At 58.9% G+C, this 14,019-nt stretch carries 13 protein-coding genes; 5 read left to right on the top strand and 8 right to left on the bottom strand.

Annotated elements, in window-relative coordinates:
- The first annotated feature begins 132 nt into the window (after positions 1–132).
- Positions 133–603, top strand: coding sequence for a heme-degrading domain-containing protein (locus AGR13A_RS22250; RefSeq protein ID WP_080839570.1), 471 nt, complete (start codon positions 133–135; stop codon positions 601–603).
- 91 nt (positions 604–694) lie between these two features.
- Here the strand turns inward: AGR13A_RS22250 and AGR13A_RS22245 are convergent, their stop codons facing one another.
- The 6 genes from AGR13A_RS22245 to AGR13A_RS22220 all read right to left on the bottom strand — a co-directional run bounded on the left by AGR13A_RS22245 (position 695) and on the right by AGR13A_RS22220 (position 6,356).
- Positions 695–1,549 carry a sugar phosphate isomerase/epimerase gene (locus AGR13A_RS22245; protein WP_139786117.1) on the bottom strand — a complete coding sequence of 285 codons (855 nt, stop codon included), beginning with the start codon at positions 1,547–1,549 and terminating at the stop codon, positions 695–697.
- A complete protein-coding gene (locus AGR13A_RS22240; RefSeq protein ID WP_080839566.1) occupies positions 1,549–2,754 on the bottom strand; it encodes an NAD(P)/FAD-dependent oxidoreductase in 1,206 nt (401 codons plus the stop codon). The genes AGR13A_RS22245 and AGR13A_RS22240 overlap by 1 nt, the downstream gene beginning before the upstream one ends.
- 58 nt (positions 2,755–2,812) lie before the next feature.
- Positions 2,813–3,757 (bottom strand): substrate-binding domain-containing protein, encoded by a 945-nt coding sequence (locus AGR13A_RS22235; protein ID WP_080839564.1) that lies wholly within the window; start codon positions 3,755–3,757, stop codon positions 2,813–2,815.
- Positions 3,758–3,828: 71 nt separating this feature from the next.
- Positions 3,829–4,140, bottom strand: coding sequence for a MocE family 2Fe-2S type ferredoxin (locus AGR13A_RS22230; protein ID WP_035226029.1), 312 nt, complete (start codon positions 4,138–4,140; stop codon positions 3,829–3,831).
- An 8-nt stretch (positions 4,141–4,148) separates the two neighbouring features.
- Positions 4,149–5,183 carry a sterol desaturase family protein gene (locus tag AGR13A_RS22225; RefSeq protein WP_080839562.1) on the bottom strand — a complete coding sequence of 345 codons (1,035 nt, stop codon included), beginning with the start codon at positions 5,181–5,183 and terminating at the stop codon, positions 4,149–4,151.
- A gap of 171 nt (positions 5,184–5,354) precedes the next feature.
- On the bottom strand, positions 5,355–6,356 hold the full coding sequence (locus tag AGR13A_RS22220; protein WP_035226032.1) for a LacI family DNA-binding transcriptional regulator: 1,002 nt from the start codon (positions 6,354–6,356) through the stop codon (positions 5,355–5,357).
- A gap of 482 nt (positions 6,357–6,838) precedes the next feature.
- Between AGR13A_RS22220 and AGR13A_RS22215 the strand changes: the two genes are divergently transcribed.
- The 4 genes from AGR13A_RS22215 to AGR13A_RS22200 are packed head-to-tail and all read left to right on the top strand — an operon-like array spanning position 6,839 to position 11,440.
- Entirely contained in the window at positions 6,839–7,339 is a 501-nt protein-coding gene (locus AGR13A_RS22215) for a Csu type fimbrial protein (RefSeq protein ID WP_080839560.1), read from the top strand.
- A gap of 21 nt (positions 7,340–7,360) precedes the next feature.
- A complete protein-coding gene (locus AGR13A_RS22210; RefSeq protein WP_080839557.1) occupies positions 7,361–8,080 on the top strand; it encodes a fimbrial biogenesis chaperone in 720 nt (239 codons plus the stop codon).
- Positions 8,052–10,490 carry a fimbria/pilus outer membrane usher protein gene (locus AGR13A_RS22205; RefSeq protein ID WP_080839555.1) on the top strand — a complete coding sequence of 813 codons (2,439 nt, stop codon included), beginning with the start codon at positions 8,052–8,054 and terminating at the stop codon, positions 10,488–10,490. The genes AGR13A_RS22210 and AGR13A_RS22205 overlap by 29 nt, the downstream gene beginning before the upstream one ends.
- Positions 10,487–11,440 carry a Csu type fimbrial protein gene (locus tag AGR13A_RS22200; protein ID WP_080839553.1) on the top strand — a complete coding sequence of 318 codons (954 nt, stop codon included), beginning with the start codon at positions 10,487–10,489 and terminating at the stop codon, positions 11,438–11,440. The genes AGR13A_RS22205 and AGR13A_RS22200 overlap by 4 nt, the downstream gene beginning before the upstream one ends.
- A gap of 43 nt (positions 11,441–11,483) precedes the next feature.
- Here the strand turns inward: AGR13A_RS22200 and nadE are convergent, their stop codons facing one another.
- On the bottom strand, positions 11,484–12,482 hold the full coding sequence (nadE, locus tag AGR13A_RS22195; protein WP_035225900.1) for an NAD(+) synthase: 999 nt from the start codon (positions 12,480–12,482) through the stop codon (positions 11,484–11,486).
- On the bottom strand, positions 12,479–14,011 hold the full coding sequence (locus AGR13A_RS22190) for a class I adenylate-forming enzyme family protein (RefSeq protein WP_080839550.1): 1,533 nt from the start codon (positions 14,009–14,011) through the stop codon (positions 12,479–12,481). The genes nadE and AGR13A_RS22190 overlap by 4 nt, the downstream gene beginning before the upstream one ends.
- Positions 14,012–14,019: the final 8 nt, after the last annotated feature.

Genomic DNA, 14,019 nt, shown 5'->3' with positions numbered 1-14,019 from the left:
CGGGCGAACGCGATGTTCAGCAATGCATGACCGGGCCCAAGCGACAATGCTTGCCCTTCAGTCACTATGGACAGTAGTTTACCGTCAAGCGCTCAGGCTGATGAGCGATCGACCCTCATTCCGGAGCAATGAATGACAAAAGAAACGCCTTCACTTGACGCCCTGCGGGCAGAGCTTGCAGCGCTTCAACTCAACACGTTCAATTATGACTTCGCATGGAAACTGGGCAGCCTGATAAGACAGCGCGCGGCATCACAGGAGCTTCCCGTCGCAATTGAGATACGGCATGGCACAGACGTGGTCTTCGCCACTCTCCTGCCCGGCGCGACCATCGACAACTTTGGGTGGACACGGCGCAAATGTGCCGTCGTTCATCGCTTTCATCGCAGCTCGCTTCAGGTCCGGCTCGAATCTGAATTGAAGGGGTATGACTTCAACACCCGGTTTGGCCTGCCGACGAGCGATTACGTCGCGAGCGGCGGCGCGTTTCCGCTCACCATCCGTGGAGGCACGCTGATCGGATCGGTGGGTGTCAGCGGATTGCCTGACGTCGAAGACCACAAGCTGGTTACACTCTGCCTGACGGAGATGCTCGCAGGCTGACAAACGGCAGTGCCGCCGGCTCCAGGATGCGCGGCAACCTTGCGCCAATCGTGATGGCGCATCTGCCGCCATAAAACGAGAGTACCGGGAGCTACCTTTTTTCTGCGGCCGGATCAGATGCGATCCCGGCCCAGAGCTCGCGCGCCATCGCCTGAAGCAGCAGGGACTCCGTCCACCTGTCGGTCGAATCGTTGCCGTCCCGCCCCGTAATCGCATAGGGTTGCGGCCCCAGTTCGCAGGTGAAGACCAGTTCGGCATCCGGCGCGGCGCGGGAGCGCCAGTACCGGAAACCATAGTCCCACCACTCAAGAAAGAGATCGACCCAGGGGCGATGGTTCGGGAAGGAAATCTCGATCTGAACCTGTTCACACGAACCGATACGGCCATGAAAAGCCTGTGCATTTTGAAGGATACGGCGGATCTGCGCCTGGCTCTCGTCCTCGACCGGGAAAGCGAATTCGCGGGCAACCAGATAATGCGACAGGTCTGCCAACAGGGGCAATGCGGGGCGATGGTCGAGAAAATCCAGCGTCAGCAGCAGGTCGCTGGTGATGCGGTGGCGATGCGTCTCGATGAATACGGCAACGCCAGCGTCTTCGGCCAGCCGCATCCACCCGTCTAGAAGCGGCAGGCAATCCTCGACCCGGCGCGGGCGGACATCCGCCTGCAGATCAATATGGCTGACCGGAAATTCCATCGCCAAGTCCAGCGACAGACGCAAATCCTCAACAGTGCGCGGAAAGCACACCCCCTCGATCTTGAGGCCAGTGCCGCGGATCGCCTCGTTCAGGCGAACAACATCCTCCCGATTGGTGTAGTGTGTGCTGACGCCATCAAAGCCGGCCGCCACGATCATCTCGATATTTTCATCAAGACTGCGTTCCACGCCATCCGTATGACGACGTTCCATGGCCCAGAGCGACTGAAAAACAAGCAGCTTCTGCATCAGGCTGCCCGCGCGCTTTTCAGAAGTGCCTTGAGGTTTACCATCGGGTCGGCCAGCGCCGATGGATCGGGGCTGATGCCCGCAGCGATCAGCATTTCGGCGAGCTTGATATCTTTTGCAACCGCGTTTCCTGTTCCAAGACCGGCGGCGGCCACAAGCCGTCCATCGTCCAGAAAAAACGCCAGCTCCCCGCCTGCGAGCGGGCGGATGACACTGTGATGATGCGGCTGCGGCAGCCCGGCAACCTGCAGGCCGAGATCATATTGATCCGACCAGAACCATGGAATAGCGGCAAAAACCTCGGCAGCGCCGAGAGCGTTGCGGGCTGCCGTTTCCGCCTGGTTGCGGGCATTGCGCCAGCTTTCGAAACGAATATGGCCCCCACCGGGCTGGGATACAGATGCGCAATCGCCCGACGCGAATATATGCGGATCGCTGGTCCGCAGATGGCGGTCGGTCAGAATGCCGTTACCCACCGCCAGACCGGCCGTTTCGGCCAATCCTGTTTCAGGCAGGACACCGATTGCCGAGACGACGATATTTGCGGGCACTCTGCCGCCATCCGTGAGCACAACGGCGTCAGGCGCGATCTCGGCAACGCCCTGCCCCAGGTAAAACTGCACCCCTTCGTCAATATGCCGTGCATGTATCTTAGCCGCAAAATGTGGTGGAACGGCGCGCCCCAGCGGTTTCGGCGCGGCTTCGACAATGCTGACGGCGACACCCTTGCTGCGCAGCACTGCCGCAAGCTCCATGCCGATCAGACCGCCGCCGATAATGGCGACGCGACTATCAGCTTCGGCGCGGGAGAATATCGCTGCCGCATCCGCATAGGTCCGGAAGTCCAGAGCCTGCCCCGCACCCGGACATGTCAGCTTTCTGGGGCTCGCTCCCGTTGCCAGAAGCAGCCTGTCATAGTCCAGCACCCGGCCATCGCCTAGCGCTACGGTTCGCATATTTGCGTCGATACGCTGCGCCGTGACGCCCTGCAGATAGCAAATCCGAGCGGCCTCGAACGCCTCGGGCGCGCAGATCTGTTGCATGTGCACCGCACCGTTGAGCGGTTTGGAAAGCGGCGGGCGCTCATAGGGCAGATGCGGTTCGGCCCCGACCAGCGTGACGGAACCGGAGTAACCCGCCTCGCGCAACACAAATGCCGCCCGGGTGCCGCATTCGCCGGCACCGACAATGACGATACGGTCCATAATTCTCTCCGTGTTGAGATGGACCGGCACCTCGGGATCGAGGCGCCGGCCGGGAGGATCAGTTCTTTCGGCTGTACTCACCCATGTTGCCTGGCGTCACCAGTTCAAACGGCACCCAGACCTCCTTGTCGACGCTCTTTGCACGGGCCAGCCCAATGGCGGCGTCGACTGCGCTCGCGGACTGTCCGGCGGCGTTCTGGAACACGGTCACATCCAGATCGCCCGCCGCCATGGCGGCAAGAGCATCCTGCGTGGCATCGATGCCGACGACGATCACATCATCCATCGGCACGCCCGCCGCCTTAAAGGCCTGGATTGCACCGATTGCCATTTCATCATTATTGGCGAAAACCACATCGATCGGCCGTCCGGCGGTAATCCAGTTTGTCGTCAGGTCCATGGCATTCGTTCGCGTCCAGGCCGCAGACTGCTCGTCGGCGATGGTTGCTCCCTTGCAATCACCCGCCGCCAGCGTTTCCTTAACCGACGAGGTGCGGTCGCGCGAAGCCTGATGCGCCAGATCACCCATCAAAATAAAGGCCTGCGCATCACCTGCCTTGTTCTTCTGCTTCAAGAGATCACAGGCCGCCTCGGCTCCGAGCCTTCCCGCATCGGTCTCCTTCGAGCCGACATAGGCCTGTTTTTCCGGTAGCCGACCGATATTTTCGGGTGCGATATTAAGATAGACGAGCGGGATGCCGGCCTTCTGCGCTGCTTCGCTTATACCGGGTGCGGCGGACGTATCCGTCAAGGTCACGATGATCGCGTCCACCTTGGAAGCGATGAAATTGTCCACCTGGCTGCGCTGTTTGGAAACATCCGTCTGCGCATCCTCGACCTGCAGTTTGACGCCATCCATTTTGGATGCTCTTGCGCTAAGCCCCTCCCGCAGAAGCGTCTGAAAGTTGTTGTCGAAGCTTTGCATCGAAACACCGATCGTTTCGGCCGATGCCCCACCTGCCATGAGAGCCGCCAGAACGGCGACCGTACAGATTGATCTCATATGTCATCCTCCCAATAGGCGCCGGGCCGCCCGATCGCATTCCGGGGCACGAGACGCCCGCGTGATCTCGCCTATCCGATGGTTATGCGGACTTCCCCATCGACCACTTCCGTCGGATAGGTTTTCAGGTTTTCGCAGGCGGGAAGCCTGAGGGCCTCGCCGGTGCGATAGTCGAAGGCGCCGGAATGCTTGGGACATTCCACCTCGAAATCCATCACGAGCCCGTCTGCAAGATGGATCGCCTCGTGGGTGCAAAGGCCGGCGGTGCAATAAACGCTATCGTCCGGGCCGCGGTAGATCGCGTAGGTGCGACCTCCGTGATCGAAGCGGATGGCTCCTTCCTGTTCGATATCGTCAAGTTTGCAGGCCGAAACCCAGGTCAACAGATTGCTCATTCGGCTGCCTCCCCGATTGTGTTGCGTGCCTTGCGGGCTGCGATTTTTTCCTTCCGTTTGCGATAACGTTCCTGCATCCGCGCCTCGCTCTCGGCAGAGCCGTCGTGCCAGGTGCCAAACCAGCGATCGAGCGGGATCAGCGCATCGCCGTAATTCACCTCGAAATATTTGTGGTGCAGGTAATGTGCATAGGCATGGCTATCGACCAGCCCGTTCTCCCCGACCTCCACCTTGTCGAAGCCGACATGGCCGGGAATGGCGCCGAAACCCGCATAATGGAGCTGATACAGCATCAGGATGGGGTTTGACGGCAGGATCAGGTGATAAAAGGCCGTCCCGAAATAGAGAAGGTGCTCGATGGGGTGCATCGACAGGGACGACCACGGCGACGGATTCACCGAATTGTGGTGAACGGAATGCACCCATTTATAAAGAAGCGGCGTGTGAATGAGCCGGTGAATGCAGAAGAAATGGAACTCGTGAATGATCGGGACCACGAGTGCGACAACGGCGAGTGTCCAGGGGTTCTCCGTAAAGCTCAGCCACGGCGCATAACCATTGGCATAGGCCCACAGCATGACAACCTCTATGGCGGTCCAGATGGTGACGCCCGACAGGAAGGTGCGCAAAATATTGTCGAGGTTCTGGCTTTCGAACCAGAAGGCATTGCTCTTGTTATCGGCCGGGAACTTGCCGTTATATTTGAAGCGGTTTTCCTGCCGCTTCAGAACATAGAGGTGAAGCTCGAAAGCGCCGTAGAAAAGCAGGACGCAGATCGCGTTGACGGCGTAAAGCCAGGCAATCCAGCCGATCCCTAAAACCTGCATGGTCTCCATTGGCGGAATGACCCAGGCCCAATAGGCGACGGCAGACGCCGCAAAGATCGCGTTCCATGGGAAAAAATAATGGGGCAGCCATTTCACCAGAGCAACCAGCTTTGGCGGAAAGGCAAAAAGCGGCGCCGTTTCAATCGGCTCGTTGGGAGCCCAGTCGCCGCGCTTGTTTCGCGTTCCATATTTTAGATCGTCCATAGCTCTCCTCCCGGCGGATCGCATCTGTCTGCGGCCGCGTGATGTCACGATGGGAGGAGCGCGCATTCGGCACGGTGATCAGTTCGGGTTTCCCCGGAACTCCGCCTCCTCCATGACAAAAATCTATCAGGAGGCGAGACGGGCGGCGAAGCTTGGTTTGATCAAATCAGATCAAAGCCCTTCGGGGGTAATGGTGATGAAGCGAATGGGAGCCGAATCCGGTTCGATGGTGGTCAGTCCAAGACGACGCAGGACAAGATCAAGCGCGCGCTGGGCCTGCGCCTCGGGCGCCTGATCCAGCACCACGTCCATGAAGCCATCACGCAGGGCCGCCCGCGTATAGTCCGTCAACTCATGCCCGACGAACATCAGGTCTCGCGCGGGACGCTGACGGCGCAGGACGTCGATCAGGGCGGAATTCGCGCCGCCTGCATTATAAAGGCCGACAAGATCCGGATAGATTTCGAGCGCCGAACTTAGATATTCTGCGCTGTAGAGTTCGTCGTCACGCGTAAAACCAAGCCATTTAAAGGCGACAGGGCCAGGGTGTTCGAGAAAATAATCGGAGAAACCGCGAATGCGTTCGCGGTGCACCTGGTAAATGGGATGGCACAGCGCAACGATCGGGCCTTGCCTGCGGCTCATCCGGGCGATGAAATGTGCCGCCGTCCGCCCGGCGGCATAGTTGTCGATACCGACGAAATCTCCCCGATCCTCGGAGGCACGGGTGACCACATGGACGACCGGAAGACCACGCTTCATAACCGCCTCCACCGCTGCGCCAACCAAAGGGCTGCTGGGAACCGCCAGGATCAGACCGGCGCGCGCCACATCCGTCGACAGGATACGCTTCGCAATCTCCTCGGGTTTCATTTCCTCGACAAAGCTGCGCTGAACGATAAGGAGAGGATCAAGCGTCTGGGCAATCCTCTCAAAGGCTTTGGAAAGCCGCCGATAAAATGTCGTTTCGGGGCGAACCATCAAGACGTCTATGCGCAGCAGCCCGCGATGCGCATCCGGCAGCGTGCGAGGGTAATCAAGGTTGCGTGCAGCGATGACGACTTTCTCGACCAGTTCGGGCCGAACGCCACCCCTTCCGTTCAGAACCCGCTCGACCGTTGCGGTCCCCACCCCGGCAAGACGTGCAATGTCCCTGTAATTAGCCTTGCCCACCTTCGCCATCCCCCCGATGCCTGGGCGACATATCTGGTTTCGCCCAATTCTCTCGCCATTGTTGATTTACACGATAGCGGGTGGATTAACATGGCATCCCGCATCCTTCTGATCGCAATCGATGTGGTCAGGCGCATCTGCGCACAGGATACCGAATCACTTGCTCCACACACCGCGGAGTAGCCAAGCGGTTGGCCCGCTCCCCAAACAGCCCGCTTTACGCTTGCAAAAGGCCTGCGCCGGCAAACTGCAATCAAGATTTTGATTTACAACAGTTTTTATAACTATCTGGACGTTCAGCCAAACCACATCAGGTTGTGCTTCCTATCGCATTTCGCCCGGTAGTTTTTCAGGCCGCCGCGTTAAGGATTTATTAACTCAATCGAAGCGAACATTAGCATATTCTTATTACCCGCTATTCGGGTGATAATTTGTTGCGTACCGCCAGCGAATTCAACGGTGCGACAGCATGGGGAGAGAGCATGAGGTTCGTGAAATCACGCCATATCGCATTGCTTGCAGCACTGATCTCCGCGCCAGCGTCAAGCCTCGCGCAGACATCCACGACGGCAGACTTTACCGTACAGATAACCATTCAGGCGGCATGCCAGATCAACTCCGCCGGTTTGCTCAATTTCGGCAATAGTGGCTTCATCACGGGTAACGTGGATGCCACCAGCCAGATTGTCGTTCAATGCACGTCAAGCACACCATACTCGCTGGGGCTGAGCGCCGGCGCGGGAACCGGCGCGACGGTTGCAAGCCGTTTGATGACCGGCCCGAGCGGCGCAACCGTTTCCTATTCGCTTTACCGGGATTCCGGGCACACGCAGCTGTGGGGAAATACCATCGGCACGGACAGGCAGACGGGAACGGGAACGGGCGGGGCACAGACATTTACCGTTTATGGGCGGGTGCCGGCCCAGACGACACCCGTGCCGGGCGTCTACACGGACACCGTGAGGGCCACGCTTACCTATTGATCGCCAGAGGGAGGATCGCGCATGCGTCTTTTTACCTTAGCGGCTGCGTTTATTGCCGGTCTGTCTGTTTCACCTTCATACGCTACATCGTTGCGGGTCTCACCCGTTATCCTGGATCTCAGGGCGCCAACCGCGGCATCCAGTCTTCGAATATGGAATGATGCCAAAACGCCCATCAACGTTCAGGTCAGAATTTTCCGCTGGACCCAGCAAAACGGAGAGGATGTCCTGACCGCCGCACAGGATGTGGTTGCCAGCCCGCCCATGACCCAATTGAAGCCGGGGGCGGAAAACCTTGTCCGCATCGTCCGGCTCTCGAAAACGCCGATCAAGGCGGAAGAGAGCTACCGCGTCATCGTCGATGAACTGCCGTCAAGGACCAAATCCCCATCCGGCACCATCAATCTTGTCGTGCGTCACTCCATACCCGTTTTCTTCTCGAATGCGACCGCCGGTGATGCCGAGGCAACGTGGTCAGTGACACCGCAGGCCAATGGTTATCGGGTAACGGTTTCCAACAGGGGCCTGAAGCGGCTGCGGATCGCCAATCTCAAACTGCTCGGTGGTAACGGGCAGCCAGTCGCCCAGCAACAGGGGCTGGTGGGTTATGTGCTCGGCCAGTCGGGCACGAGCTGGGTCGTTCCGGCACCGAATGGCAAGAGAGCCGGCGGCACGGTGAAGATTTCAGCGGACAGCGAAGGCGGCCCTGTCAATGCGACGGCGCGCGTCACCGGCGGATAGCCTCGCCGTTTTGACGATTGCAGGTTTGACGATCATTTCATCGAGCAGTTTTTCCATGGCGCAGGATTTACCCCCTGCGGCATCACAGGCCTCTTTTGCCGCAGAAGAGCCGAGACAATTGCAGCTCGAAGTCTACATCAACGATGTTTCGACAGAACTGATCGCCACATTTCGTCAAGACGACGCCGGTACGCTTTTCATAGAGCCGGTCCAGCTGAGAAATGTTGGAATTACACCCGTTGACAGTGCCGTTGGCGGTGATGGCTGGGTCGATATTTCCAGACTGCCCGATGTGACGGCACGTTACGACGAGAGCAGTCAATCCGTCTATTTCACACTCCCGACCGCGGCGCGGGCCAGCAAGGTCATCGACGCATCCGGCAAAAATGACCGGAACGAGGACGAAGAGGCGCAGGACAGGGCGCTAAGCAATTGGGGGGGTCTGGTGAATTACACGATTTACGGATCTTCCGGTGGCGAAAGATGGTCGGATATTGCCGACTTCAACGGCGTTTCCGCCTTGCTGGAAGGCCGCGTTTTCGGCCCGTTTGGCGTATTGTCTTCATCTCAGGTTCTCAGCACATCACAACTAGACCAGTTTGATACGAGACGGCTCGACACCACCTGGAGCTATTCCGATGAAGACACGCTGACGACCTACCGGGCAGGCGATCTAATTACAGGCGGGCTTGCCTGGACGCGCCCGACGCGGCTGGGTGGTCTACAGATACGAAGAAATTTCGATCTTCGGCCAGACATGGTGACGATGCCGATGCCGGCATTTGCCGGCTCCGCAGCGGTGCCGTCCACGGTCGATGTCTATGTCGACAATATTCGCCGCATATCGCAGGACGTTCCGGAAGGGCCCTTCTCCATTACCAATCTTCCCGTCGTCAGCGGTGCGGGCAATGCGCGGCTGGTGGTGCGCGATGCCCTCGGCCGCGAGACGGTGTCGGAAACGCCGTTTTTCGCCTCGGCGGACTTGCTGGCAAAAGGGCTGATCGATTTTTCCGCCGAACTCGGCTTTGCCCGGCGCGACTACGGCACCTCGTCTTTCGACTACGATGAAAGGCTGTTGGGGTCAGCAACGGTGCGCTACGGATTTTCAGATAAGCTGACACTGGAAGGCCATGCGGAAGGTGGTGAGGATTTTTATAATGTCGGGGTTGGCGGTGTCTTTACGCTCGGCGATTTCGGATTGGGCACGGTTTCCGGCGCAACCAGCCATTTCCGGGAGGAAAGCGGTTATCAGCTTTCCGCAAGCGTCGAGGCGGAATTGCTCGGCGTTCAGTTCGTTGCCCGCTCACAACGCACGTTTGGTGACTATCACGATATCGCATCCGTTTCCGCAAATACCTCGGAAAACAGAAAAATCTCAGGACTGCTCAGCGCCCGTGCGCCGCGTTCCCTTGATCAGATATCCGCCTCCACCCAGCTGGCTTTCGATGAGACGAGCCTGAACTTCTCTTACACGCAGCTTGAGACCTTCGATGAAAGGAAATCCCGGCTGCTGGGTCTTTCCGCAACGCGCCGGTTTGGCGAGAACGGCAATATCTTCATCACCGCCTACAAGGACCTGGAAGACGAGGGTTCCTATGGCGTTTATGCCGGTCTTTCCTGGACATTCGGGGGCGGCATTTCCAGTTCTGTCGGTTTGTCTTCCAATGCCGATGGATATTCAGCGACAGCCGACATAGCAAAATCCGAACAGCAGACCGAAGGCAGTTATGGCTGGCGTTTGCGTGGCTCCATGGGCAACAGCAATATCGTCTCCGCTTCGGGCAGTTATCGCGGCAGCGTCGCGCGTGTGGCGGCGGGCGTCGATCAGTTCAATGGAACCACGCAGGCCTATGCGCAGGTGGACGGATCGATCGCGATTGCCGGCGGGGATGTTTTCCTTGGCAACCGTATCGACGACGCCTTTGCCGTTGTCGACGCGGGTGCGCCGGGCGTTGAGATTTCACTTGAAAACCGCCCCATCGGCCAGACCAACCGCCGTGGCAAGATATTGCTTCCAAACCTGCATTCCTACGACGTCAACACGATTACCCTCGACCCGAGCAATCTTCCCGTCGATGCACGTATCGACAGGACGAAGCAGACCGTCATTCCGGCGGAAGGTGGCGGGGCGGTTGTCGATTTCAAGGTGGAGACCGGCGGACGTGTGGCGCTGGTAACCTTGAAGAACGAAAGCGGCGACTTCATCGAGGCGGGATCGACCGGCACCATCGATGGCAGCGGCGATTTCGTGGTTGGTTATGATGGGCAGGCCTATCTCGACAATGTTTCCGAGAAACATCGGCTCCTCATCACGCAGCCGATGAGAGGAGACTGTGAAGCGCAGATCGTTCTTGGTGCCGCTTCCGAAACACGCACAACTGTTGAAGCCATATGCAGGAGCGTTCAATGATGATGCTGACCCGTGCCAGCCTTGCCATCTCCGCTTTTCTTTTTGCCTCTCCCGTGCTGGCGCAGAGCTGTAGTTTCAGCATGTCGGATATGAATTTCGGTTTCGTCAACCTCACAAGCGGCAGTGCGGTGGACAGTACCGCGACACTGAACATAACCTGTTCCAACCCGTTGTTGACGCTGGGCCTTTCTATTCGCATCTGCCCGAACATCAATGCGGGCAGTGGAGGCCAGTCGGGCGGGATTCGCAGGATGCTGCAGGGCAGCAACGTGCTTAATTATCAACTATATCAAAATTCCGGGCGGACGACGTCCTGGGGGTCCCTCGCTCAACCTGCGCTCGGATCGCCTCCACCGATCGACCTGGCGCTACCGCTCTTGTTGAACAGTACAAGCCGTGTCGTTTATGGCAGGATTGCCGCTGGTCAGGCATCTGCGGCGCGGGGGCCATACCTCTCCAGCTTTGCTGGCGCCGAGACCAACTTTACCTATGCCTCGTATCTTCTACTTGCGCCGAGTTGCTCGACCGTAACCCAAAACCCCACTCAAGTACCCTTCAACGTCACGGCCGCGGTGGAGCCGACCTGTCTTGTCACAGCCCAACCTATCAATTTCGGCAATCACGGCGTTCTCAGCTCCGCCGTCGATGCGACCGGCTCGATTGCGCTGACCTGCACGGCGAACCTCGCCTATAGCGTTGCTCTCAATGGCGGCCTGAGCAACAGCCCGCCGGCTTCGCGGCGAATGGTGCTTGGCGGCGCGTCGATCACCTACGGTCTTTACCGTGACATCAGCCGCACGAATGTCTGGGGAAATGCCGCCGGGCAGATGGCCACCGGCACCGGAACAGGCAGCCTGCAGACGCTGACCGTCTATGGACGCGTGCCGGCGCAGAATACGCCGGCACCGGGAAATTACTCCGACACTGTCGTTGTGACGGTAAGTTATTGAAGCTGTGCGCCGCGCGATACAGCGCTCAGCCGGATGAAACGTCTCAGGACTTGCCCTGAACCCCCTCATGAAGATGGATAGGCGCATGGTGCAGGTAATGCGCCACCTTTCGCTTGGCGGCGATATCGGTCCAGACGAAGCGGACATTGTCCTCGCTCAACCCGGCCGCCGTCGCAATCTCGGCCGTAGGCCTGTTGTTTTCGAGACCATAGAGGCAGATATCCATCTTGTCGTAAGGCAGGGCGAAATAGAATTCTTCCTGCGTCTGCGGCATGGAATAGGTATCGGTGGTCGGTGGGCGGGCGCGGATTTCCTGCGGAATGCCGAGATGGGCCGCGAGCTGGTAGACTTGGGATTTATAAAGATGGGCGATCGGCTTGATGTCGGCTGCGCCGTCGCCGTTCTTGACGAAGAAGCCCTGGTCATATTCCAGCCGGTTCGGAGTTCCGAGCACCGCAAAATTCAGGCGGTCTGCGTGATAATATTCGAACTGCTTGCGGGTGCGCTGCTTCATGTTCGTTGCCGCGACGATGCCGAGATAGGCTTTTGCCGTGAGACGAATCTTGCGTGTTTCACCTGATGGCGAACGAACGACCAGCGAAGAGATATTATAAGCGCCGGTGCTCATGGCATTGTCGAAAACAATCTTGGAGGTCCAGCCCGGACCATATTCCGGAACGACCTCGCGGATGAAACCGTCGCGCCTTTCATAACAACCCATGGCGGCAAGCGAGGGCCCGATATCCTCCAGCACACAATCCATGCCGAGCATTGTCGCTACCGCCTTTCCAAGCCGCAGGCTTTCCGGGTCGGAATCGTTTTCCGGCATGAACAGGCCAAAGACATTCGCAGCCCCGAGCGCATGAACGGCGAGTGCGGCGCTGACGCTGGAATCGATGCCGCCGGAAAGGCCAAGCACCAGGCCGCGCTTACGCAGGTCGAACCGAAGGGACTGGCGGATTTTTTCGGCGATACGTTCAACCTCCGCCGCCGCATCGAGTTCAAGTGGCGAGAAAGGCATGCTGTGTGCGTTATTCGTCATCGATTGTTCTCCGTATCTTGAGCAGCGAGACGACGGCTGACCTTTCCGGTATCCGTCGTCGGCAGGAAATCGCGAAATTCAACCAGTGTCGGCACCATATGGACTTCCAGATACCGGGCACAGTGGCGCATGACGTCTTTTTCGGTAATCGCCGCACCGGGAGCGATGACGATCGCCTTGATCGCCTGGCCGAAAACCTCATGTGCGACGCCGACAACCAGAGCGTCCGATACGCCCGGCATGGCTTGCAGCACGGCCTCGACCGCCTGCGGCGCAACCTTTTCACCGCGCGACTTGATGATATCGTCCTTGCGGGCGACGAAGGTCAAATAACCTTCGGCATCGCAGGTAAAGAGATCGCCGGTGTGGAGACGCATCCTGCCGGTTGCGGCGTTAATGCGCAATGCACGGGCCGTTGCCGCCTCGTTTCTCCAATAGCCACGCATCACATGCGGCCCGCTGACGACGAGTTCGCCCGCAACGCCGGGCGATACGCTGCCGCCTGCCTCATTGACCACCTCGATGGACGTGCCGGGAATGGCGATGCCGACCGAACCGCGCTTCCTGTCGAGGTCTTCCGGCGGCAGAAAGCTGATGCGGGTGCATTCCGTCTGGCCATACATGCAAAACAGCCGGAGATGCGGCAAAAAGCTGCGCAGCCAGTCGGCGTGGACGGTCGGCAAAGGTGCGGCGGCGGCGGTGGCGTAACGCAGGCTTTCGAACAGCGTTGGCGACAAATCGCGCGTCTGCATCATGATGGAGAGCATGGTCGGCACCAGCGCGAAGCCGGTAATCCGCTCTTCGCGGATACGCTCGAAAATCAGATGCGGATAGGCGAAGGATTTCTCGATCACCAGCGTGGCGCCGACAACGACGCTGGAAAGTAACTGATTGAGGCCATACCCGAATGAAAGCGGCAATACGCCAAGAAGGATATCGTCGGCGGTGTTGCCGAGATAGGATGTAATCGAACGGACGGCCGCATCGAGATTATCATGCGCCAGCATCACACCCTTCGGCTCGCCGGTGGAACCCGACGTATAGATGATCACCGCCAGATCCGTTTTGGACAGGTTCTGCGGCAGCACGTCGGGCTGTTCCTCGAGCAGCGCGTCGAAATCGACACTATCGCCGGATGCGTTCGAAGCGCCGGAAACGATACGCAACAGCGCGGAAGAACCGGCGGCATCTGAAACCACCTTCTCCAGCCGCGCCTCGGCAACCACCGCAAAGGGCGTGGAACTGTCCAGAATTTGCGAAAGGCGGGCTTCCTTCGTGGATGGATTGACCGGGCAGACGACAGCGCCCGCCATCCAGCAGCCGAAAATCGCCACCGCCATGCGCCAGCCATTGTCCAGCACAAGGACGACACGGTCTCCCGGGGTCACACCACGAAAGATCAGGGCAGCTGCAAAAGCCTCGCTCATCGTCTTGAGTTCGCCGTAACTCAGGCGCGTTTCACCAGCCACCACCGCCGTCTTGCCGGGGTGTCGCTCCGCACTTCGATGCAGGTAGTGGTCAATACGCAATGGCGCTT

The sequence above is a fragment of the Agrobacterium genomosp. 13 str. CFBP 6927 genome (assembly GCA_900012615.1).
Classification (GTDB): domain Bacteria; phylum Pseudomonadota; class Alphaproteobacteria; order Rhizobiales; family Rhizobiaceae; genus Agrobacterium.
Note: the sequence above shows the minus strand (reverse complement) of the source record. Positions and strands in the feature narration are given on the sequence as shown.

Excerpts from the sequence above, each read along its gene's own strand:
- AGR13A_RS22205 (WP_080839555.1), top strand. The coding sequence starts at position 8,052 with ATGCGACGGCGCGCGTCACCGGCGGATAGCCTCGCCGTTTTGACGATT.
- AGR13A_RS22210 (WP_080839557.1), top strand. The coding sequence starts at position 7,361 with ATGCGTCTTTTTACCTTAGCGGCTGCGTTTATTGCCGGTCTGTCTGTT.
- AGR13A_RS22225 (WP_080839562.1), bottom strand. The coding sequence starts at position 5,183 with ATGGACGATCTAAAATATGGAACGCGAAACAAGCGCGGCGACTGGGCT.
- nadE (WP_035225900.1), bottom strand. The coding sequence starts at position 12,482 with ATGACGAATAACGCACACAGCATGCCTTTCTCGCCACTTGAACTCGAT.
- AGR13A_RS22235 (WP_080839564.1), bottom strand. The coding sequence starts at position 3,757 with ATGAGATCAATCTGTACGGTCGCCGTTCTGGCGGCTCTCATGGCAGGT.
- AGR13A_RS22215 (WP_080839560.1), top strand. The coding sequence starts at position 6,839 with ATGAGGTTCGTGAAATCACGCCATATCGCATTGCTTGCAGCACTGATC.
- AGR13A_RS22200 (WP_080839553.1), top strand. The coding sequence starts at position 10,487 with ATGATGATGCTGACCCGTGCCAGCCTTGCCATCTCCGCTTTTCTTTTT.
- AGR13A_RS22250 (WP_080839570.1), top strand. The coding sequence starts at position 133 with ATGACAAAAGAAACGCCTTCACTTGACGCCCTGCGGGCAGAGCTTGCA.
- AGR13A_RS22245 (WP_139786117.1), bottom strand. The coding sequence starts at position 1,549 with ATGCAGAAGCTGCTTGTTTTTCAGTCGCTCTGGGCCATGGAACGTCGT.
- AGR13A_RS22240 (WP_080839566.1), bottom strand. The coding sequence starts at position 2,754 with ATGGACCGTATCGTCATTGTCGGTGCCGGCGAATGCGGCACCCGGGCG.